Source organism: Microvirga solisilvae (genome assembly GCF_022808595.1).
GTDB lineage: Bacteria > Pseudomonadota > Alphaproteobacteria > Rhizobiales > Beijerinckiaceae > Microvirga > Microvirga solisilvae.
Map to the genome: position 1 here is coordinate 697,486 of NZ_JAKUCN010000001.1, position 21,640 is coordinate 719,125.

Here is a 21,640-nt window from a genome sequence, read left to right on the forward strand (position 1 = left end):
CCGAGAGGTGCTGTCTTGTTGCGGGACTATATGACCGATCTTCCCCTGGTCGCGATCCTTCGCGGATTGCGGCCCGATGCGGCCGAGGCCGTGGGCTTTGCTCTCGTAGAGGCAGGATTTCGCATCATCGAAGTTCCGCTGAATTCGCCGGAGCCTTTCCGCAGCATCGAGATCCTGGCCAAGGCCATGCCCGCCGACGTGCTCGTGGGCGCAGGCACCGTTCTCTCCCCGGAACTGGCGGACGGCGTCAAGGATGTGGGCGGCAAGCTCATCGTCATGCCCCATGCGGATACCGATGTGATCCGGCGTGCCAAGGAGCACCGGATGCTCTGCGCGCCGGGTGTCGCCACGCCGACGGAGGCTTTCGCCGCGCTGAAAGCAGGCGCGGATGCGATCAAGATCTTTCCGGCGGAGGCCATTCCACCCGCTGTCGTGAAAGCGTGGCGGGCCGTTTTGCCGAAAGAGACAATCGTGCTGCCGGTGGGCGGTATCAAGCCTGACAACATGAAGCCTTATGTGGATGCGGGCGCCGATGGTTTCGGGCTCGGCTCCGCTCTCTTCACTCCTGCCATGAGCGTCGAGGAGATTGGCCGCAACGCGCGCGCCTTCGCCTCGGCGTGGAAGGATCTGCGCGCAAGCTAAGCTTTCTGTTCCAGGCCTTTGCAGGAACCGTCGCAGGCGGTGAGCGTTCACCACGCCAAAGGCTTAACACAGGAGTTTCGAGATGAAGAAACTGGCTTTCGTTCTCGCCGCCTCGGTTCTGAGCACGGCCGCGTTCGCGCAGGACACCACCACGACGATCAAGAAAGAGGAAGGTCTTCTCGGCAGCAAGACCACCATCGAGCAGAAGCGCGAGCCGAGCACCACCTCGTCGACCACGGTCACGACCAGCCCTGGAATCGGCTGCTCGACCGAGACCAAGCAGAAGACGGACGAGTTCGGCGACACCACCACGAAGAAGACGACCGAGTGCTGAGCTGTTCAGCATTCGCGAGACAAGAGGCCCGGCATCGCCGGGCCTTTTTCATGGGCGATGCGCTAGCGGCGCTTTCCGCCACCCCGGAAGAACGGCACCGTCATCAGACGACGGCCAGTCTCATCCACGATTTCGAGTTCGATATTGCCCGCATCGGCGAGCTCCTCGCGCAATTCCTCGACCGTCGCGATGGCTTCGGCCTTGGCTGCGTCCAGATCGGGGAGTTCGATGCCCTCATCGTCCTCATCGACATCGTAACCGTCTCGGATATTGAAGAAAAAGCGCGGCATGGCTTGATGCTCGACAAAAGAGAGTTGGCGAAAAAACGCCTTTGATTGCTGCAAGTTCACTGTAGCCGCTGCCCTTCCGGTTTGGACATCGGAATCTTGAGTGAAATGCCCAGTTATGCAGCACAACTTGCCGTGCTTGCTGGCATGGAGCTTTTTCAAAGCTTTACGCGTTGACGGTCACGCCAAGGGTATGCGGGCAAACCGCTCAGGAAGCGCCATGATTCATCGCTCCATCGCCCTGCTGTCCGCCCTCGGCAGCTCAGTCGTTGCCTTGGCTTCCGACGCCTCCGCTCAAACCTCATGCGGCCCGCGAGAACAGCTCGTGAAGGTGCTCGCCGATCAATACAAGGAAGATCCCGTCGGAATCGGCCTCGCCCAGCCGGGCCAAGTGCTCGAAGTTTTCGCCTCACAGGGCGGATCGTGGTCCATGGTCATGACGATGCCGGACGGCAAAGCCTGCTTGATCGCAGCCGGCGACAATTGGGAAATGGTGACCAAGATCAAAGGTAGCCCGATCTGAAAGCGATCGCTCTCGGATGTCTGCGGATACCTGTTGTCGGGAAGAAAGAAGGTGGCGCGCCCTAGGGGAATCGAACCCCTCTTTCCTGCGTGAAAGGCAGATGTCCTAACCGATAGACGAAGGGCGCACTGTTTTGTTTCGAGGCGTTGCCGTCGAAGTGGGCGGACGTATAGACGGGATCGCGGCCCACCGCAAGCATGAGTTTTGAATTATTCAGGCCTTGCCGCATCCATGATGCGAAGCTCGGCTTTTTCCTGTCCGCCCCAGCGGTCGATGGATAGGGTTCCTGCCACATGAAGCGGATTGCCTATGGCATCCGACAGCGCATTGCCGAGAGGCTGACCCGCCGCGCGGAAGGCGATTCCCCCGATGAAACTGCCATCGCCACCGCGAAGCTTCACCCGCATATGCCCGCCGCTGCCGACTTCACGAGCCTCCACGACACGATGTTGCGGAAACACGAAGACAGGCTCCGGCTGGCCTGAGCCGAACGGCCCTGCCCGCTCGAGCGCCGTCACAAGCATCGGCTGCGCGCCCGCTGCCGTTAGTGTGGAATCGATGGCGAACTGGTCGTTCAGGCGCGTGATGCTGACAGGCTCGTTGAGCTTGTCCGTCACGAAGCCCAGGAAACGGTCCATGTCCGTGGCTCGGATCGTCACGCCCGCCGCCATGGTGTGGCCGCCGCCCTTGATGGCGATCCCTGCCTCCACCGCCGCACGCACCGCATGGCCAAGATCGACGCCCGGTACGGAGCGGCCGGAGCCGGTCGCAGTGCCGTCAGGATTGAGTGTGAAGGCGAAAGCCGGACGACGGAAGCGCTCCTTCGTGCGGGCTGAGATGAGACCGACGATGCCGGGGTGCCACTCGGCCGAGGACGTCACCAGCACCGGCTGGTCGGGAGATTTCTCCAAAGCCAGCATGGCCTGGGCCTCGGCTTCTTGTACCGCCACGACTTCGATGGCCTGGCGCTCCCGGTTTAGTCGGTCGAGTTCGCCCGCGATCTGCCCTGCCTGGACAGGATCTTCCGTCAGCAGCAGCCGGGATCCCAGGGCCGCATCGCCGATGCGCCCGCCCGCATTGATGCGGGGCCCGACGAGATAGCCGAGATGCCAGGCTTCCGGCGCTCCGGCCAAGCCTGCCGTATCGAGAAGCGCCGCCAAGCCTACGCGGCGGCGGCTTTTCATGATCGCGAGGCCCTGGCGCACGAAGGCCCGGTTGAGGCCGATCAACGGCACAACGTCGGCCACGGTGGCAAGCGCCACGAGATCGAGGCTCGCCATCAAATCCGGCTCGGGCCTGTTCTGGAAGAAGCCGCGTGTCCGCAAAGCGCGATTGAGGGCGACGAGAGAGAGAAACACCACGCCTGCCGCGCAGAGATGCCCGAGGCCGGACAAGTCGTCCTGCCGGTTCGGGTTCACGATGGCGAGCGCCTCCGGCAGATGCTCCGGAGCCTGGTGGTGGTCGAGAACGACCGGATCAAGGCCCAGGCGCTTGGCCTCGGCAAGCGGCTCGATGCTGGCGGTACCGCAATCGACCGTCACCAGGATATCCGCCCCCTGCTCTTTCAGGCCGCGAATGGCATCCACGTTCGGGCCGTAGCCTTCCGTAATCCGATCAGGGATGTGGATGGCGTAAGTGACGCCGCAGGCGCGCAGATATTCGGCGAGGAGCGCCGCGCTGCAGGCCCCGTCCACGTCGTAATCGCCGAAGATCGCCACCTTCTCGGAGCGCATCACCGCATCGGCCAGCCGGTTGGCGGCGGCCTCCATGTCGGTGAGGCCGTGCGGATCGGGCATCAGGTCCCGCAGGCGGGGATTGAGGAAACCTTCCGTTTCATGAATGCCGACCCCGCGCCCCGCGAGCACCCGCGCCAGGATGTCCGGCACCCCGTGGGTCTGGGCGATGGCGAGCGCGATGGCGCTCTGGGCGGCGCTGCAACGCTCGACCCAGAAGCGGCCTAGTGTGGATTGCGTCACGCCCAGGAAGGGCTTTGGCAGGGAGATGGGAGATGATTCGGTCACGGAAACAGTATTAACCGCGAAATGTGGTCAAAACACCTTGCGGTATTGGATGAAGCCGCTGCGGGCAGCGACCTTGTCGTAGAGGGCCTGGGCGTCCGTATTGGTCTCGTGCGTCAGCCAATAGACGCGGGCGGCCCCATCGGCCTTCGCCCGCTCGTAGACCGCCTCGATCAGCGCTCGCCCGACGCCGCGCCCGCGCACCTCCTCTGCCGTGAAGAGATCCTGCAGGTAGCAGTAATCGCCCGAAGTCCAGGTGGAGCGGTGATAGAGGTAATGCACGATGCCCACGATCCTGCCGTCGATAATGGCGACGAGCCCGTGCATGGGCTCGGCGGGATCATTGAGCCGCCGCCACGTCGTCTCCGTCACCTCCGCAGGGAGCGTGGATTTGTAGAAGGTCAGATAGCCCTGCCAAAGCGGCTCCCAAGCCTTGCGGTCTTCCAAAGCGAAGGGACGAATCTGGATCATGGTTCTACCGTCCTAACAATCTCAGCCCTCATCCTGAGGAGGTCGCAAAGCGACCGTCTCGAAGGAGGCTCCAGAAATTACTGGATGATCCTTCGAGACGCCGCTTACAGCGGCTCCTCAGGATGAGGTTTGGTGGTGTTTGCAACGTAAAATGGCCGGGCGAGCCCGGCCATTAGTATCGTCACGCAGCGATCTCTTAGTCGAGGTGGAACTTCGACAGCTCGCGGTGCTCGCCGTAGATGCGGCGCACGGTGCCGGTTGCGGAGCGATAGACCACCGTCTCGGTGGTGATCACGTCCTTGCCGAAATGGACGCCCTTCAGAAGCCCGCCGTCGGTCACGCCGGTGGCGGCCACGATCACGTCGCCGCGGGCGAGATCCGTCATGTCGTATTTCTTGTTGGGATCGGTCACGCCCATCTGGAGAGCGCGGGAACGCTTCTCTTCCGTGTCGAGGATCAGACGGCCCTGCATCTGGCCGCCGATGCAGCGCAGCGCGCCCGCAGCAAGCACGCCCTCGGGCGCGGCGCCGATGCCGAGATACATGTCGATGCCCGTGTCGGCAGGCTTCGTCGTGAAGATCACGCCTGCCACGTCGCCATCGGAGATCAGGCGAACGCCGGCGCCCGTCTTGCGGATCGCGGCGATCAGCTCGGCGTGACGCGGACGGTCAAGCACGAGGCAGTTGATCTCGTTCGGCTTCACGCCCTTCGCCTTGGCGAGCGCGTGAATGTTGTCCTCCGGCGAGGCATCGAGATCGACGACGCCCGTGGGATAGCCAGGGCCGATGGCGATCTTGTGCATGTAGACATCGGGAGCGGCCAGCAGCGTGCCAGATTCGGCCATGGCCATGACGGCGATGGAGCCCGGCATGTCCTTGGCGCAGAGCGTAGTGCCTTCCAGCGGGTCGACAGCGATGTCCACCTTCGGGCCGTTCTTGTTGCCGACCTTCTCGCCGATGAAGAGCATCGGCGCCTCGTCGCGCTCGCCTTCGCCGATCACCACGGTGCCGTCGATGGGGAGCTTGTTGAGTTCGCGGCGCATGGCGTCCACGGCGGCCTGGTCGGCGGCCTTCTCGTTGCCGCGCCCGCGCAGCCGGGCGGAAGCCACGGCCGCACGTTCAGTGACGCGGACGAGCTCCAGGGTCAGGATGCGCTCGATGAGTTGCCCCGGTTGGACGGTAATGCCTTGCGACATGGACTTGTCGTCTCCCTCTTGAAGGTTTCGGCGGGCTTTTGCCCGTTCGATGATTAATCTCGCTCGATGCGGATGACTTGGGGCGGCTCGGCGATAAGACCATCCCTCGAAATCTTTTCGACCACGGAACGGATGGAAGCCTCCGTCGCCGCATAGGTGATGAGAACGAGGGAAACCGGCGCGCCGGAGCGGCCATGGGGATCCTGCGTCGCCGCGATTTCGGAGCGCTTCTGCAGGATGCTCTCAAGCGAAATGTCTTCTTCCGCCATGCGTGTCGCCACACCGGCGGCAACACCCGGACGGTCATGGACCGTCAGGCGGATGTAATAACCGCCCTCGTGGCGCTGCATGGGCGCGCGGGGCGCTTTCTCCAGCTGCGCGACAGGCTTGCCGAAGAGCGGCTGGGCGAGGCCCGCGGCCACGTCGGCAATGTCGGCCACCACAGCGGAAGCAGTGGCGTCACCACCCGCGCCGGGGCCGATGAGCGTGAGTTCGCGCACCGCATCGGCGTCGATGGTGACGGCGTTCGTCACGCCCATCACCTGCGCGATGGACGAGGTGCGCGGCACCATGGTCGGATGGACGCGCTGCTCGATGCCGGTCTCCGTGCGCTCGGCGACGCCGAGCAGCTTGATGCGGAAGCCAAGCTCCTTCGCCATGGCGAGGTCGAGCGGCGTGATGGAGGAGATGCCCTCCACATAGATCGCCTCGGCATCGATCTCGGTGCCGAAGGCGAGGCTCGTGAGGATCGCGAGCTTATGGGCCGTATCGAATCCTTCCACGTCGAAGGTGGGATCGGCCTCCGCATAGCCGAGGCGCTGCGCGTCCTTCAGGCATTCCTGGAAGGTCAGCCCCTCCAACTCCATGCGCGACAGGATGTAGTTGCAGGTGCCGTTGAGAATGCCATAGAGGCGCGACACCTTGTTGCCCGGAAGCGCCTCGCGCAGGGTCTTGATGATCGGAATACCGCCTGCAACCGAGGCCTCGAAGGCGATCGAAACGCCGTTGGCCTCGGCGAGCTTCGCCAGCGCCAGCCCGTGCTTGGCGAGCAGCGCCTTGTTCGCGGTGACCACGTGCTTACCGCCGGACAGCGCCGTCTGCACGACCTCCAGGGCTGCTCCGTCGGCGCCACCGACCAGCTCGACGACGCAATCCACATCCGCCGAGCGGGCGAGCTCCACCGGATTGTCGAACCAGGTGAAGCGGGAGAGATCGACGCCACGATCCTTGGCCCGGTCACGGGCCGACACGGCCGTCACTTCGACGGAACGCCCGCCCCTCTGGGCCACGGTCTCATTGCGGCGCTCAAGAATACGGATCACCGACGCGCCGACCGTACCGAGGCCGGCGATGCCCACTTTGAGAGGACGTGTCACGGACCAAAGCTCCCTGTAATACTCTGCTGCTCTTTACGACCGCCAAGCTCCCATGTCCATGTGGGCATGGGAACCAGGGCATTCAGAGGGACAGCCCTATCCAGGAAGGCTCATCCCCTGCGCGCCAGCGGCACCACGTTGTGGAGCGTGTGGTCGGCGGTATCGAAGAACTTGCGGATGTTGCGGGCGGCCTGGCGGATGCGCTGCTCGTTTTCCACAAGGGCGATGCGGACGTAATCGTCACCGTGCTCGCCGAAGCCGACGCCGGGAGCGACCGCAACGTCAGCCTTCTCCACCAGCAGCTTGGAGAATTCGAGGCTGCCCATGCTCCGGAACTTTTCCGGAATCTGGACCCAGGCGAACATGGAGGCGCTAGGGGCCGGAATGGACCAACCGGCCTTCTCGAAGGACTCAATCAGCACGTCACGGCGCTTCTTGTAGGTGGCGCGCATCTCACGGATGCAATCGTCGGGACCATTGAGAGCGGCGGTCGCCGCCACCTGGACCGGCGTAAAGGCACCATAATCGAGATAGGATTTCACGCGGGCAAGCGCTGCGAGCAGCCGCTCGTTGCCGACCGCAAAGCCTATGCGCCAGCCTGCCATGGAGAAGGTCTTCGACATGGAGGTGAACTCCACCGCCACATCGATGGCACCGGGCACCTGCAGGATCGAAGGCGGCGGGTTGCTTTCGTCGAAATAAACCTCGGAATAGGCCAGGTCCGACAGAAGGATGAGTTCGTGCTTCTTCGCGAAGGCCACGAGATCCCGGTAGAAATCGAGAGAGGCCACATAGGCCGTGGGGTTCGACGGATAGCAGACGACCATGGCCACCGGCTTCGGGATCGAGTGCATCATCGCCTTCTCGGCGGCCACGAAGAATTCCGGTGTGGGTTCTGCCGGGACCGAGCGGATCACGCCGCCCGCCATCAGGAAGCCGAAGGCGTGGATCGGATAGCTCGGGTTCGGGACCAGGATCACGTCGCCCGGCTCCGTGATGGCCTGGGCCATGTTGGCAAAGCCCTCTTTGGATCCGAGAGTCGCCACCACCTGGGTATCAGGGTTGAGCTTCACGCCGAAGCGACGCTCGTAATAGCCGGCCTGTGCACGGCGCAGACCGCCGATGCCCTTGGAGGCCGAGTAGCGGTCCGTGCGCGGCTTGCCGACCGTCTCCACCAGCTTGTCGATCACATGCTGCGGAGCCTGGAGGTCCGGATTGCCCATGCCGAGATCGATGATGTCCGCTCCGTTGGCGCGGGCGGCGGCTTTGATGCGGTTGACCTGCTCGAAGACATAAGGCGGAAGGCGCTTGATGCGGTAAAAATTAGACATGGCTCTGTCCTCGAGCGAAATCGGATCAATCTGACCCGGTATAGATTCTAAGGCCTGGTATTGGAATTCGTCTTCTGGCGAGGCCGCTGCGGCGTCTTGACCGGCAGCTGGATCGGCTCAGGCGGCGGCGTTCCGCCCATTTTCGCCGCGGCGGCACCGGCGGCCTCATTCTGGGAGCGCAGGGCATCCAGTTCGGATTCGGCTGCCTTGATCTCCGCAGGCGTCCGCGCCGGTGTCGGGCGCCCCTCTTCCGCCGTTCCGATGGGCATGAAATCGATGTTCTGTGGTCGCGAGCGGGCCACGAAGTCCGGCGTCGGCGCAACCTGGGGGCCGGCGCCCAGAGAAACCGCAACATCACGCACCGGGTTGGAACCACCTGTGCAGGCCGCAACGTTAGCAGCAACCACCACCGCCAACAGAATGCGCGGAGCACGGGACGCCATAAGAGACTGAATACGCATGGTCGCTAACCTAAAGAGATAACTGCACAGATCGGAGATCGAACGCTAAGATGCTCGAAATGCGCACCCTGGGCAATCACGCGAATAGAGGGAGATCGCCTTATGGACAAGCCATACGGTGACCAGAAGACACAGTCTTCGGCTCCGGATTTCGAAGAGCTCTCCCGCAACATGGCTCGTTTCTTCGAGGGAGCGACCAAGGCGACGGCCGCCTATCTCAAGCCCCTGGAAGAACGCGGAGCCGCCCCGGAAGCCGCGAGCGACGCCTCGGAGGCGATCAAAACCCTGGGCCGCGTTGCCGAATCCTGGATGAGCGACCCACAGAAATCGCTGGAGGCGCAATCACGCCTCGGCACGCAGTTTCTCAACCTTTGGGCCTCGACCCTGAAGAAGGCTCAAGGCGAGCCCACCGAACCTGTTGCGGAGCCCGAGCCAAGGGACGGTCGGTTCAAGGACCCGGAATGGTCCGAAAACCCCGTCTTCGATTTCCTGAAGCAGGCCTATCTCATTTCCTCCCGCTGGGCCGAGGACATGGTGGAGGAAGCGGACGGCCTCGACGAGCGCACCCGGCACAAGGCGCAATTCTATCTCAAGCAGATTTCCAGCGCCCTTTCGCCCTCGAACTTCCTGCTCACCAATCCTGAGCTCATCCGCGAGACATTGAAGGAAAACGGCGCGAACCTCGCGCGCGGCATCGCCATGCTGGCGGAGGATATCGAGGCCGGACGCGGCGAGCTGAAAATCCGCCAGACCGATCCCGGCAACTTCAAGGTCGGCGTGAACATCGCCACGACACCGGGCAAGGTGATCTTTCGCAATGACCTGATCGAGCTGATCCAATATGCACCGACCACCGAGCAGGTGCTCAAGCGCCCGCTGCTGATCGTGCCACCCTGGATCAACAAGTACTACATCCTCGATCTCAACGCCGACAAAAGCTTCATCCGCTGGGCCGTGGCGCAAGGCCTTATCGTGTTCTGCATCTCCTGGGTCAACCCTGAGGCGCAGCACGCGGAGAAAGGCTTCGAGCATTACATGCGCGAAGGCATCTTCGCGGCTCTCGACGCTATCGAGCAGGCAACCGGCGAGAAGAAGGTAACCGCCATTGGCTATTGCGTTGGCGGCACGCTGCTTGCCGTCACCATGGCTTACATGGCGGCAAAGCGCGACAAGCGCATCGACAGCGCGACCTTCTTCACCGCGCAGGTCGATTTCACTCATGCGGGCGATTTGAAGGTGTTCGCGGACGAAGAGCAGATCAAGACCGTCGAAGCGCAAATGAAGTCGCGCGGCTACCTGGACGGATCGCATATGGCGAACGCATTCAACATGCTTCGCCCCACGGACCTGATCTGGTCGAACGTGGTGAACGTCTACATGAAGGGCAAAGCGCCGAGCGCATTCGACCTGCTTTACTGGAATTCGGATTCCACGCGCATGCCGGCGGCGAACCACGCCTTTTACCTGCGCAATTGTTATCTCGACAACAAACTCGCCAAGGGCGAGATGGAGCTTGCCGGGGTGAAGCTCGATCTGAAGAAGATCAAGGTGCCGATCTTCAACCTCGCCACGAAGGAAGATCACATCGCCCCTGCCCGCTCGGTCTTCCTCGGCTCGCAGATGTTCGGTGGCCCCGTGGATTATGTGCTCGCAGGATCAGGCCATATCGCCGGGGTAGTGAATTCACCGACCAAGCCGAAATACCAATACTGGACCGGCGGCCCGGCCGAAGGTGCGCTGGAAGACTGGATGGCCAAGGCGACGGAGACCGCAGGTTCCTGGTGGCCCTATTGGTTTTCGTGGATCGAAAAGCAGGCCCCGAAGAAAGTGCCTGCGCGCGAGCCGGGCGGCGGCAAGCTGGAGCCGCTTTGCGATGCTCCAGGGACTTATGTTCTGGCGAGAGCCTGAGGCGCATCCACCAGAACCATTCTTCAACATGCCAAAACGAAAAAAGGCCGGCGTCACCGCCGGCCTTTGTCTTTCGAACCCTTTGGTTCTCAGTACTTGCGAACGATCGGGGCTGCCGGGATGGCGACCTTCGGATCGTCCCAGCGATAGCGCAGGCCCATCGACACGATGTTGACGCTGGCATCGACGTCGGCGACGAAAGGCAGCCCGGCAAAGTCCTGATGACCCCGAACGATGTTGATATCCGTCTCTGCCGCGAAGATGTGGGTGTAGGAGAGATCGAAGGACAGCTTGTCGCTCCACTGGTAGCCAACGCCGAGCGAAGCCCAGATGCGGTCGTTGTCCGGCAGACGCGTGGAGCGGATCTCCGTATCGATCGGCGACTGCTCGTAGGCCAGACCGGCGCGCACGGTCCACTGATTGTTCAGCCTGTAATCCAGACCCAGCGAATAGAGGAACCCGTCGTCATAGTTGAGCGGAAGATCCTGAACGAAAGCTCCGGTGACCGCATTCGTGACGAGCGGGGTCTTGAGAACGCTCCAGTTCGTCCACTCGAAGCCGAGGTGAACGGTCATGGCAGGCGAGATGACCTGCGAGAGACCGATGGTCACCTGATCAGGCGTCTTGAGGGACGCTTCGATCGGCGTACGGATCGAGATGGGAGCAACAGCGCCAGCAGGCAGCGTGAAGTCGCCTTCGAGGTTGTGCGAAATGGCCGAACGGTAGCCGAGACCGATCGTCGTTCCTGCGACCGGGGTCAGGGTCACACCGGCCGTGAAGCCGTAGCCAACATCGTCACCTTCCAGGATGCCGCTCGGCTGGCCGGGGCGAACGACGGTGCCGGGCACTGAGAAGGGTGTCGGCACGGCGCTCTTGAGACGGATGTCGAAATACTGGATCGACGGACCGGCGGCGACCGACAGCCACTCGTTCACCTTGAAGCCGACGACCGGATTGACGTTCAGCGAGAAGATCCGCGACGAACGGGAATAGGCCTGACCGGCCCAGTTCTGACGGGGATCGGTCACGAGACCGTAGGGCGAGGTGCTGGACACGCCGAGCCAGAGCCTGTCGTTGACCTGATAGGAGCCGTAGCCGGCAGGCACGAGGGCGTCCTGTCCGATATCGCCCGAAGCGCCGAAGATGGCGGTCGGCGTCAGGAGCGGGTTCGGATTGATGTCGACCTGAGGAAGGATCAGCGAAAGATGCGTCTCAGCCATCCAGCCCGGCATCATCGTGATGACGGCAGGGTTCCAGAACATCGAGGAGAGATAGCCCGAGCCGGATGCGGCACCGGCGAAGGAATAGCCCTGCGCGGTCGCGCTCTGCTCACGGATGGCGAAAGCGCCAGCCTGGGCGCCGCCCTGGGCAGCGATGAGAGCTGCGAAGGAAATGGCAGCGAGGGACAAAGAACGGTGGAGACGGCTCATGGAAGCTTCCTACCCTTATTGATTTGTTGCGGAGAATCCCGCCTTGGCAATCAGTCTGCCAATGCTTCATTTTGGCCGCAATCTCCTTCTGGGTACCCCACCAGGACTTTAGAAAAACCGAATACTTTGCCGGGGTTCTTATGAAATCTTTCGATTAACAAAGGTCTTCTGGAAGCAATACGCTTCACTACGCATAGTTCATATGTAAACCAATGTATTGAGAGCACAGAACTGCAATTTTGCTACATTCCACCTCCTAGGGGAAATGTCGCGCTTTCTCCGGCCTCGTGGCAAAACGGCAACATATTTGTGCCCAGAACATGCATTGTAGGCCTGTGCGGATGCGCCAAATAGCAAAGTGCCGTTACGAGAGGAGCGCTGGATGAAGCTGGTGAGATTTGGGGAATTTGGAAGCGAGAAGCCGGGCATCGTCGATGCCCAGGGGCAGATCCGCGATCTGTCCGGGATCGTGCCGGACATTACGGGCGCGACCCTGTCGTCAGGGAGCCTTTCCAAGATCCGCAGCGTCGATCCCGGCACCCTTCCCCTCGCCCCGACAGGCCAGAGGCTTGGGGCCTGCGTCGGTCAGGTACGCAACTTCATCGCCATCGGCCTGAACTATGCCGACCATGCCGCCGAGACCGGAGCGCCCATTCCGGCGGAGCCCATCGTCTTCAACAAGGCCCCCTCCTGCATCGTCGGCCCGAACGACGACGTGATCATTCCCCGCAAGTCCCAGAAGACCGATTGGGAGGTGGAGCTTGCCATCGTGATCGGCGAACGCGCCTCGTATGTCGCCGCCAATGAAGCTCTCGATTTCGTGGCGGGCTACTGCGTCTGCAACGACGTCTCGGAGCGCGAATTCCAGCTCGAGCGCGGCGGCACCTGGACCAAGGGCAAAGGCTGCCCGACCTTCGGCCCGCTCGGCCCGTGGCTCGTGACGAAGGACGAAATCCCCGATGTCCAGAATCTGCCCATGTGGCTCGACGTGAACGGCGAGCGCATGCAGACCGGCTCCACCAAGACCATGATCTTCAACGTCGCGCAGATCGTGTCTTACGTCTCTCACTTCATGATCCTGGAGCCCGGCGATGTGATCACCACCGGCACACCGCCCGGCGTCGGCATGGGCATGAAGCCGCCGCGTTATCTGAAAGCCGGCGATGTGGTGAGCCTCGGCATCGAAGGCCTTGGCGAGCAGCGCCAGCGCTTCATCGCCTTCGAGGACAGCCCGCCGGATACGAGCAAAGGCCGTCACGGACACTAATGAAAAAGGCCTTCTGAACGGAGGCCTTTTTACTTATGCCAGTCCCAGCATGAGCTGGATGTTCTGCACCGCGGCGCCCGATGCGCCTTTGCCGAGATTGTCGAGGCGCGCGACCAGCACGGCGTGATTGTAGCTGTCGTGCTGGAAGACGAAGAGCTCCAGTTTATCCGTGTCGTTCAACGCCTCGGGCTCGATGCGCTCGATCTTCTTAGCATTGGAGATCGTCGGCACGACGCTCACCAAGCCACCACCTTGATAGCGCTCCATGAGCGCCTTCTCCAGATCGACCGCCTTCGGCTTGCCGGGCAGCAGGTCGAGGTGAAGCGGAATGCTCACCAGCATCCCCTGCCGGAAATTGCCGACGGACGGAATGAAGATCGGGCGGCGCGTGAGGCCCGTATATTTCTGCAGCTCGGGCACATGCTTGTGCTCGAAGCCGAGGCCGTAGAGTTCGAAGGCAGGCGCCGTACCGGCCTCATAGGCCTCGATCATCGAACGCCCGCCGCCGCTATAGCCGCTCACCGCATTCACGCTGATCGGGTAATCGGTCGGGATGAGGCCCGCATCGATGAGCGGACGCAGGAGCGCAATCCCTCCCGTCGGATAGCAGCCCGGATTGGCCACGCGGTCCGTCGTGGACACGGCCTTCTTCTGTTCAGGAGCGAGTTCCGCAAAACCGTAGGCCCAGCCGGGCGCGACGCGATGCGCGGTGCTGGCATCGAGGATCTTCGGCTTCTTGCCGGACAGGCCGTCGACGAGAGAGACCGTCTCGCGCGCCGCATCGTCATGCAAGCAGAGCACCACGAGATCGACATCGGCCAGGATCTCGCGCTTGGCCTCCGGGTCCTTGCGGCGAGCCGGATCGATGCTGCGGATGGCAACGCCCTTCACGTCCTGCAAGCGCTCGCGAATGCCGAGCCCCGTCGTACCGGCCTCGCCGTCGATGAAAACGGTCTTGGTCTGCTGGCTGAGATCAGCCGAATTCTGGGTCGCGGTTGTCATGCTCGATCCATTCACTTGAGGGCCGCCGATAGGCTTAAGCCGCATAACGCCAATATGGTTCTCGGGAAACAAAAAAGCCGCGCATCGGCGCGGCTTGCGGTCGGGCTCTTCAGACAGCCGTCATCGCACGCGCGCCGGGGCGGCGATCATTCGGCGTCGGATGATGAGAAGGCTCTGGTTCATCAGGTTTGTATGGGATCGCCAGCTCGCTCTGTCAATAAGCGTGACAGTGCGCCAAATAAAAAGGGCGGCCCGAAAGCCGCCCTTTTCGAAAACAAGTCTGAAAGCGATTAGCGCTTCGAGAACTGGAAGCTGCGGCGAGCTTTCTTCTTACCGTACTTCTTACGCTCGACGACGCGCGGATCGCGGGTCAGGAAGCCTTCCTTCTTGAGCGGGCCGCGAAGCTCCGGCTCGTAGTAGGTCAGCGCCTTGGCGAGGCCGTGACGGACCGCACCGGCCTGGCCGGAGAGGCCGCCGCCGTTGACGTTCACGACGATGTCGTACTGGCCTTCGCGCTGAGCGATCTGCAGCGGCTGCGACAGGATCAGGCGGAGAACCGGGCGAGCGAAGTAAACTTCGACGGCGCGGTCGTTGATGACGATCTTGCCGGAGCCGGGCTTGATCCACACGCGGGCGACAGCGTCCTTACGCTTGCCGGTGGCGTAAGCGCGACCGAGAGAGTCGAGCTTCTGGACGTGCTTCGGAGCTTCCGGAGCGGCGTTCTGAGCGTTGGTGCCCAGATCGGCGAGAGACTGAAGGGTCGCCATGGATTAGGCCCTCACGTTCTTGGCATTGAGGGAACCGACGTCCAGGACTTCCGGCTGCTGAGCGGTATGCGGATGCTCAGCGCCGCCGTAGACGCGCAGGTTGCCCAGGATCTGGCGGAAAAGCGGACCGCGGGGGAGCATGCGCTCCACAGCCTTCTCGACAACGCGCTCAGGGAAGCGGCCTTCGAGAATGAAGCGCGCGGTGCGCTCCTTGATGCCGCCCGGATAACCGGTGTGATGGTAGTACACCTTCTGCTCGCGCTTGCGGCCGGTGAACACCACCTTGTCGGCGTTGATAACGATAACATTGTCGCCGCAGTCGACGTGGGGCGTGTAGCTCGGCTTATGCTTGCCACGGAGGCGCATCGCCACGACCGAAGCAAGGCGGCCTACCACGAGGCCCGTTGCGTCGATCACAACCCACTTCTTCTCGACCTCGGCGGGCTTCAGCGAAGTAGTAGTCTTCATCGCGCTGGTTCCCGTTGAGAGCCCCATCGGGCTCAGGTTCTGAAAAACGACAAACCGCCGCGAGATGCGGCGGCGAGTGAGAGGGTGTTTAGTAATTTTACGCCTGTAAGTCAACGATATTCATGCCAAATTGGTATAACGAAAAAACCATATAAATCAGTAATTTATTCGTTTATGGTATTTATATACCACATATGCGGTATCATAAAACCACATGCAATTTGCCGACTCCTGCGGCCAAGGCTATCGTCATTCCCTCGCCTGCTTTCCTTAAGAGGACCAATCATGGCCGACGATCTCATCTTCTACACCAATCCGATGTCGCGCGGGCGTATCGTCCGCTGGATGCTCGAAGAGGTCGGCCAGCCCTACAAAACCGAGATCCTGGAATTCGGGACCACCATGAAGAGCCCGGGCTACAAGGCCTTCAACCCCATGGGCAAGGTGCCGACCATCATCCACAAGGGCATTGTGGTCACCGAGGCCGCCGCCATCTGCGCCTATCTGGCGGATGCCTTTCCGGAAGCGGGCCTTGCCCCACCGCACGGCGATGCCCGCCGTGGCCCCTATTACCGCTGGATGTTCTTCGCCGCAGGCCCCGTGGAAGCCGCCCTCAGCAACACGGCGCTCGGCTTCAAGGTGCCGGACGAGCGACGCGGCATGGTCGGCTACGGCTCCGTCGAGGATGTGGTGAGCGCCCTGGAATACGCCGTCAGCCAATCCGATTACATCGCGGGTGACCGTTTCAGCGCAGCCGATGTCTATGTGGGCTCGCAGATCGGCTGGGGCATGATGTTCGGCACCCTCGAAAAGCGCCCGGCCTTCGAAGCCTATTGGCAACGCATCGCCTCCCGCCCGGCGGCACTCCGCGCGCGGGAGATCGATGATGCGCTGGTGGCCACTCAAAAACAGGCGACAGCATAAATCAAAAGTCAGCGCCGCTCCGGAATCGAGTAGGTCCCCGTCGCGTGGCAAACCACATCGGCGCTGCCTTCTGAAAAAATCGACACCTCTCCCACGGCGAGTCGCTTGCCGAGTTTGAGCAGCCTGCATTCTCCGATCAGGTCGCGAGGTTCGGGCTTGCGCAGGAAATTGAAGTTGAGGCTTGTGGTAACGGCGAGCGCCACCGGGCCGATATGGGCAAGGATCGCGGCATAGAGCGCGAGATCGGCGAGCGCCATCATCGAGGGGCCCGAGATGGTACCGCCGGGGCGCAGATGTCTGTCGTGATAAGTCATGCGCATCCGCGCCGAGAGCGGTCCGACCTCGTCGATGAAATATGTCTGTCCGCCGATATGCAGTTGAGGAAACTCCCGATCCAGAAAGGCGGTGAGTTCATCCTTTGTCATGATCGGGTGGTGAGATGCCATGCGTGAAATGCCCGTTGAACTGCCCTGCCCTATCCCATACGTTGCCGCCATGGATCACAGCAATTACCCGAACGATTACATCCGCGGCATTCTCAACAGCGTGAAGACCATCGCGCTGGTGGGCGCTTCGGCCAGCCCCGCCCGTCCGAGCTGGATCGTCACCAAGTACCTGCTGGAGCGCGGCTACGACGTCATTCCCGTCAATCCGGGCATCGCAGGCACCGAGCTGCTCGGCAAGAAAGTCTATGCTTCCCTGGCCGAAATCCCCGGCCCCATCGACATGGTCGAGATCTTCCGCAATTCGGAAGCCGCCGGTCCGATTACGGATGAGGCACTTGCGCTCGATCCGCTGCCGAAAGTGATCTGGATGCAGCTCTCCGTCCGCAATGACGAGGCAGCTGCCAAGGCAGAGGCCAAGGGCATCAAGGTCGTGATGGACCGTTGTCCCAAGATCGAGTTCGGCCGCCTCTCCGGCGAGATTTCCTGGCAGGGCGTGAACTCGCGGATGCTGAGTTCCAAGAAGCCGGTTCTCTCCGGCAAGGGCTTCCAGAAGCTCGGGCTCAATCGCCCCTGACGGGAAACGCCTGGTGTCCTCCTGGGGCTGCGCAGCAGAACCCGGGATCGCAAGCAGAGAAAAGTACCAGAACCTCAACACTGTCATTCCCGCGCAGGCGGGGATCCATATCCGCCAACGGTGCAGAATGAGCGGGCGGGTTTCCGTTACGCTCTATCCTCCAACCGTCGTGGTTATGGATCCCCGCCTGCGCGGGGATGACACGGAGCTATACTGGTCACGCGATCCCGGATCGTCGCTGTGCGCCGTCCGGGAGGACGCCGTGTGGATCGGGTTCTCATTTTGTTCTTGACAATCATCCTAACCTTAGCTATATCTGATCCTGTCCCGGCTCACCGAGGGGCGCGCTCATGAGGCGTCGTGATTGTGGAGCCAGGAGCGGTCCTGCGGATGTGGCTTCACGCGAGCCCGCCGGCAGGAGGCCGCCCGCAGGTCGCAAGGGCTCATCCTTGGGACGGCTGCGGTGTCCGCCTAAAAAAGCCGTGCGCGAGGAGCCGTCGGGTTCTTCTCTCACTCCACACCGAGCCGGACGCTTCCTCGCGCCCCCTCAATCCCAAAACCTCGGAGCAACACGCTCGCGAGGACACTTCCACATGCCTTTGCCCGCTCGCTCTTTGACATCTCATACCCACCATTTCTCATGCTTTGGGCCACCTTGACCCGACGAACGTTTCGTTCTTTAAAGAGAACAGAACGTCACTCTCAAGAGAAAAAGGGCTGCCCATGTCTGATCGTCTGCCAGGCTTCAACACGCTTGCCATTCACGCGGGGGCTGCCCCCGATGCTGCGACCGGTGCCCGCGCGACGCCGATCTATCAGACCACGTCCTTCGTGTTCGACGACGTGGATCATGCGGCCTCGCTTTTCGGCTTGCAGGCCTTCGGCAACATCTATTCCCGCATCGGCAACCCGACCAACGCCGTTCTCGAGGAACGCGTCGCGGCACTCGAGGGCGGCACGGCGGCCCTTGCCGTGGCCTCGGGCCATGCGGCGGAATTCCTGACCTTCCACACGCTGCTTCAGCCGGGCGACGAGTTCATCGCCGCAAAGAAGCTCTATGGTGGCTCGATCAACCAGTTCAACCATTCCTACAAGAACTTCGGCTGGAACGTGGTGTGGGCCGATTCCGATGATCCCTCGACCTTCGAGGCGGCCGTTACGCCGAAGACCAAGGCGATCTTCATCGAGTCCATCGCCAATCCGGGCGGCGTGATCGTCGACATCAAGGCGATCGCGGCCATCGCCAAGAAGCACCGCATTCCGCTCATCGTCGACAACACGATGGCCTCGCCCTACCTGATCCGCCCGTTCGAGCACGGCGCCGACATCATCGTGCATTCGGCCACCAAGTTCCTCGGCGGCCACGGCAACTCCGTCGGCGGCGTGATCGTGGACGGCGGCTCCTTCAACTTCGCGGGCGACGACCGTTATCCGATGCTCTCCAAGCCGCGCCCCGAATATGGCGGCATGGTGCTCGGCGAAACCTTCGGCAATTTCGGCTTTGCCATTGCCGCGCGCGTACTCGGCCTGCGTGATCTCGGCCCCGCGCTCTCGCCGTTCAACGCCTTCCTGATCCTCAACGGCATCGAGACCCTGCCGCTGCGCATGCAGCGCCATTCGGACAATGCCCTCGCGCTTGCTGAGCACTTGGCGAACCATAGCAAGGTATCCTGGGTCAGCTATCCGGGTCTGCGGAACGACCGCTACCACAACCTTGCCAAGGAATATTGCCCGAAGGGCGCGGGCGCGGTGTTCACCTTCGGGCTGAAGGGCGGCTACGAGGCCGGCGTGAAGCTCGTGTCTAACCTGAAGCTGTTCTCGCATCTCGCCAATATCGGCGATACGCGCTCGCTGGTGATCCACCCGGCCTCGACCACGCACCGCCAGCTCACCGACGAGCAGAAGACGCAGGCCGGTGCAGGCCCCGAAGTCGTGCGCCTGTCCATCGGCCTTGAGGACAAGGAAGACCTGATCGAGGACCTTAACCAGGCTCTCGATGCGGCTTAAGCTCTTTTCACAGAGTTCCAGCTTTTCTTCGGCATCACCGGCCTAGTACCGGTGATCTCGATTACAGGAAACGCCGCGCTCTCATGAATCGTCATGGCCGGGACAAGTTCGGCCATGACTGACAAGGGGCGGACGCAGGCAACAAAAAAGGCGGCTCAAAGCCGCCTTTTCATGAAAAGAACTCAGGCCTCGATCACGCAGCGCGTGAGGAACCGCCGGCCTTCTTGTAGGTGTTGTGGATCGCGTTGAGCGAGCGCTCCAGAGCCGTCCAGAGACGGCCGATTTCTTCGGCGCCCTGCGAATTCGGCTTGTACTCGGCAGCGCCCTCGCCTGTTGCCAGCGACAGCGTCAGCTCGGGGCGATGAGTGATCTGGCCGGCCCAGACCGGAACCTGCAGCGCATTCAGCGCGCCGCGGGCATCGGCAACCACCGGATCTTCCTTGTCGCCATGCTTGGCCGGAGCCGCGTTGATGACAGCGGCATAAGGCTTGCGCATCTCACGGGCGAACGCGACCGTATCCTGCAGGGCCGCGATGTCGAAGAGGCTCGCACGAGCAGGAATGATGACGAGCGTCGCGTGCTTGATGGCTTCGGCAACGATGGGCGACTTGTTCGGCGGGGTATCGATGAGAACCCACTCGTAACCGTCGCGCTTGGCGTCTCTCAGAGCATCGCCGAGATTGCGCACATTGTGCTTCAGGCCGAGGAATTCCTGGTCGCGGATCTTGTGCCAGAGAGAAAGAGATCCCTGCGGATCGTTGTCGATCAGCAATGTCTTGCGGGATGGGTTGGCAATATAGCTCGCGAGATGTGCAGCGAGCGTGCTCTTACCCGAGCCGCCTTTCCGCGAAGCAAAGACCAGCACATTCATGCCTGACTCCTCATAAGCCGTTATCGTAAAGCCCGCCGCTCTTCGGCTAATGCGGGCTTAATATTGTTCATCTGCAGCATAAAAACAAAGCAAAACAATAAGCACAAGGCCAAAGGCGAAATGCTTATTATTTTACCGTTGATTACTCTAGATCGACTAGGATTCCTGAATCTGACTGACAAGCATTTAAGGCGTCTTGTAGGGCTAGAATCAGGCCCCTAGGATAAAGTATCAAAAGCGCCTGAGTTTGCCTCAAATGTCAACCGAAGCCTTGAATACGATAGGCACCTCTCCGCATGTTCCTACACCATGCGAATCCTGCACTTTTTGACGAGGCGTATCGTTGCGAAAGTCACCAATATGCTTGAAAACACGTTTCATATGGACGAGTAGCTGCACCAGCACTACCCGGATGACTTGCGCGAAGCCAAAGGTATGATCTCTAGCGATAGTCCTAGAAGAAGCAAAATGATTGGCACATAAAAAGGTACAAGAAAAGGACATGGGCAAGAAAGGGACATGGGAATGAGTAATCTCCCCGAAATCGAACAGATCCGCGCAATCCAGTCCACTCTCCAAGACGAGAAAATTCGCGACTACAAGCGCCGCGTTTCGTTCGGCGACCTTCTGACGGATCGGTGGGAAAACGCTCGCCAGTATGGCTTCGAGGAAGGCTCCTCAATTTATGACAATGCACTAGTCATTGGGAACGTGAAGGTTGGGCGTCAGACCTGGATCGGGCCCAATACCGTGCTTGACGGCTCAGGTGGGCTGGAAATTGGTGAATATTGCCAGATCGGCCCTGGTGTTCAAATTTTCACCCATAATCATATCCGGTGGAGCCTAACGAGAGGCAAGGAAGGCCCGGAACGAAAGCCAACCAAAATTGGTAATGGAGTCTTCATCGCTGCCAATTCGGTCATCATGGCTGGCATTACAATTGGGGACGACGTTGTGATAGGAGCACTGTCCTTCGTCAACAAGGATGTTCCAACCGGAACGATTGTTGCAGGCACTCCGGCTCGACAGATCGGGCTATCTGCTTCGCTTCTGGATGATTGAGTCGCCTTCTGTATCTGGTTCTCATTTGATCGTTATATGCATATTCCCAATCAGAATGTACATTCTTGAGCGAAAGCCTCGATGTCGACGGGCTCTCCCAGGCTTGGCCGATGACAGCCCCTCACAGCTTAATCGCCTTGTAAAATTCAACTCATAAGCTTTTGTTCCGTATCAGAAATTCAAACGCTAGGCTCTTCATAGAAAAGCACCGCCAAGTTTCCTTAGTGGCTAAGAAAATCAGGTCTATTTCCTTCAAAACAACGGCCTTCAGCAACC

At 61.2% G+C, this 21,640-nt stretch carries 22 protein-coding genes and 1 tRNA gene; 9 read left to right on the forward strand and 14 right to left on the reverse strand.

The window, feature by feature from the left end; genetic code table 11:
• Positions 1-30: 30 nt before the first annotated feature.
• Together MJ639_RS03370 and MJ639_RS03375 are read left to right on the forward strand one after the other, a co-directional pair.
• Positions 31-642 (forward strand): 2-dehydro-3-deoxy-6-phosphogalactonate aldolase, encoded by a 612-nt coding sequence (locus MJ639_RS03370; RefSeq protein ID WP_243368737.1) that lies wholly within the window; start codon positions 31-33, stop codon positions 640-642.
• Between the two features lie 82 nt (positions 643-724).
• The gene (locus MJ639_RS03375; protein ID WP_243368739.1) at positions 725-976 is read left to right on the forward strand and encodes a hypothetical protein; all 252 of its coding nucleotides are present in this window, start codon (positions 725-727) and stop codon (positions 974-976) included.
• A 62-nt stretch (positions 977-1,038) separates the two neighbouring features.
• On the opposite strand, the gene MJ639_RS03380 is transcribed toward MJ639_RS03375, so the two are convergent.
• Positions 1,039-1,266, reverse strand: coding sequence for a DUF6894 family protein (locus MJ639_RS03380; protein WP_243368741.1), 228 nt, complete (start codon positions 1,264-1,266; stop codon positions 1,039-1,041).
• A 217-nt stretch (positions 1,267-1,483) separates the two neighbouring features.
• On the opposite strand from MJ639_RS03380, the gene MJ639_RS03385 reads away from it, so the two are divergent.
• The gene (locus tag MJ639_RS03385) at positions 1,484-1,786 is read left to right on the forward strand and encodes a hypothetical protein (protein WP_243368743.1); all 303 of its coding nucleotides are present in this window, start codon (positions 1,484-1,486) and stop codon (positions 1,784-1,786) included.
• 52 nt (positions 1,787-1,838) lie between these two features.
• On the opposite strand, the gene MJ639_RS03390 is transcribed toward MJ639_RS03385, so the two are convergent.
• The 7 genes from MJ639_RS03390 to MJ639_RS03420 all read right to left on the reverse strand — a co-directional run bounded on the left by MJ639_RS03390 (position 1,839) and on the right by MJ639_RS03420 (position 8,638).
• Positions 1,839-1,913, reverse strand: a tRNA-Glu gene (locus tag MJ639_RS03390).
• Between the two features lie 82 nt (positions 1,914-1,995).
• Complete coding sequence (recJ, locus tag MJ639_RS03395; protein WP_243368745.1) at positions 1,996-3,807, reverse strand: single-stranded-DNA-specific exonuclease RecJ; 1,812 nt, start codon at positions 3,805-3,807, stop codon at positions 1,996-1,998.
• Between the two features lie 27 nt (positions 3,808-3,834).
• Positions 3,835-4,275 (reverse strand): GNAT family N-acetyltransferase, encoded by a 441-nt coding sequence (locus tag MJ639_RS03400; RefSeq protein ID WP_243368747.1) that lies wholly within the window; start codon positions 4,273-4,275, stop codon positions 3,835-3,837.
• 196 nt (positions 4,276-4,471) lie between these two features.
• Complete coding sequence (glpX, locus tag MJ639_RS03405; protein ID WP_243368750.1) at positions 4,472-5,470, reverse strand: class II fructose-bisphosphatase; 999 nt, start codon at positions 5,468-5,470, stop codon at positions 4,472-4,474.
• Positions 5,471-5,523: 53 nt separating this feature from the next.
• On the reverse strand, positions 5,524-6,846 hold the full coding sequence (locus MJ639_RS03410) for a homoserine dehydrogenase (protein ID WP_243368752.1): 1,323 nt from the start codon (positions 6,844-6,846) through the stop codon (positions 5,524-5,526).
• Between the two features lie 110 nt (positions 6,847-6,956).
• Complete coding sequence (locus tag MJ639_RS03415; RefSeq protein WP_243368754.1) at positions 6,957-8,177, reverse strand: LL-diaminopimelate aminotransferase; 1,221 nt, start codon at positions 8,175-8,177, stop codon at positions 6,957-6,959.
• A 47-nt stretch (positions 8,178-8,224) separates the two neighbouring features.
• Positions 8,225-8,638, reverse strand: coding sequence for a hypothetical protein (locus MJ639_RS03420; protein WP_243368756.1), 414 nt, complete (start codon positions 8,636-8,638; stop codon positions 8,225-8,227).
• Between the two features lie 102 nt (positions 8,639-8,740).
• On the opposite strand from MJ639_RS03420, the gene MJ639_RS03425 reads away from it, so the two are divergent.
• The gene (locus tag MJ639_RS03425; RefSeq protein ID WP_243368758.1) at positions 8,741-10,546 is read left to right on the forward strand and encodes a PHA/PHB synthase family protein; all 1,806 of its coding nucleotides are present in this window, start codon (positions 8,741-8,743) and stop codon (positions 10,544-10,546) included.
• Between the two features lie 89 nt (positions 10,547-10,635).
• Here MJ639_RS03425 and MJ639_RS03430 read toward each other — a convergent pair whose 3' ends face one another.
• Positions 10,636-11,976, reverse strand: a complete 1,341-nt coding sequence (locus tag MJ639_RS03430) for an OmpP1/FadL family transporter (protein WP_243368760.1) — start codon at positions 11,974-11,976, stop codon at positions 10,636-10,638.
• 382 nt (positions 11,977-12,358) lie between these two features.
• Here MJ639_RS03430 and MJ639_RS03435 point away from each other — a divergent pair, with 382 nt between their 5' ends.
• The gene (locus MJ639_RS03435) at positions 12,359-13,243 is read left to right on the forward strand and encodes a fumarylacetoacetate hydrolase family protein (protein ID WP_243368762.1); all 885 of its coding nucleotides are present in this window, start codon (positions 12,359-12,361) and stop codon (positions 13,241-13,243) included.
• Between the two features lie 33 nt (positions 13,244-13,276).
• Here the strand turns inward: MJ639_RS03435 and argC are convergent, their stop codons facing one another.
• From argC to rplM, 3 genes are all read right to left on the reverse strand, one after another.
• Positions 13,277-14,245: an N-acetyl-gamma-glutamyl-phosphate reductase gene (argC, locus tag MJ639_RS03440; protein WP_243368764.1), complete on the reverse strand. Its 969-nt coding sequence runs from the start codon at positions 14,243-14,245 to the stop codon at positions 13,277-13,279.
• A gap of 290 nt (positions 14,246-14,535) precedes the next feature.
• A complete protein-coding gene (gene rpsI, locus MJ639_RS03445; RefSeq protein ID WP_243368766.1) occupies positions 14,536-15,012 on the reverse strand; it encodes a 30S ribosomal protein S9 in 477 nt (158 codons plus the stop codon).
• A 3-nt stretch (positions 15,013-15,015) separates the two neighbouring features.
• Positions 15,016-15,480, reverse strand: a complete 465-nt coding sequence (rplM, locus tag MJ639_RS03450) for a 50S ribosomal protein L13 (RefSeq protein ID WP_239352895.1) — start codon at positions 15,478-15,480, stop codon at positions 15,016-15,018.
• A gap of 285 nt (positions 15,481-15,765) precedes the next feature.
• Between rplM and MJ639_RS03455 the strand changes: the two genes are divergently transcribed.
• Entirely contained in the window at positions 15,766-16,404 is a 639-nt protein-coding gene (locus MJ639_RS03455) for a glutathione S-transferase family protein (RefSeq protein ID WP_243368768.1), read from the forward strand.
• 8 nt (positions 16,405-16,412) lie between these two features.
• On the opposite strand, the gene MJ639_RS03460 is transcribed toward MJ639_RS03455, so the two are convergent.
• Entirely contained in the window at positions 16,413-16,850 is a 438-nt protein-coding gene (locus MJ639_RS03460) for a PaaI family thioesterase (protein ID WP_243368770.1), read from the reverse strand.
• Between MJ639_RS03460 and MJ639_RS03465 the strand changes: the two genes are divergently transcribed.
• Both MJ639_RS03465 and MJ639_RS03470 read left to right on the forward strand, forming a co-directional pair.
• Positions 16,849-17,424 (forward strand): CoA-binding protein, encoded by a 576-nt coding sequence (locus tag MJ639_RS03465; RefSeq protein ID WP_423790746.1) that lies wholly within the window; start codon positions 16,849-16,851, stop codon positions 17,422-17,424. The genes MJ639_RS03460 and MJ639_RS03465 overlap by 2 nt on opposite strands.
• 723 nt (positions 17,425-18,147) lie before the next feature.
• Complete coding sequence (locus tag MJ639_RS03470) at positions 18,148-19,431, forward strand: O-acetylhomoserine aminocarboxypropyltransferase (protein ID WP_243368772.1); 1,284 nt, start codon at positions 18,148-18,150, stop codon at positions 19,429-19,431.
• Positions 19,432-19,624: 193 nt separating this feature from the next.
• Here the strand turns inward: MJ639_RS03470 and MJ639_RS03475 are convergent, their stop codons facing one another.
• Complete coding sequence (locus MJ639_RS03475) at positions 19,625-20,302, reverse strand: ParA family protein (RefSeq protein ID WP_243368774.1); 678 nt, start codon at positions 20,300-20,302, stop codon at positions 19,625-19,627.
• 525 nt (positions 20,303-20,827) lie between these two features.
• Between MJ639_RS03475 and MJ639_RS03480 the strand changes: the two genes are divergently transcribed.
• Complete coding sequence (locus MJ639_RS03480; protein ID WP_243368776.1) at positions 20,828-21,364, forward strand: acyltransferase; 537 nt, start codon at positions 20,828-20,830, stop codon at positions 21,362-21,364.
• Positions 21,365-21,640: the final 276 nt, after the last annotated feature.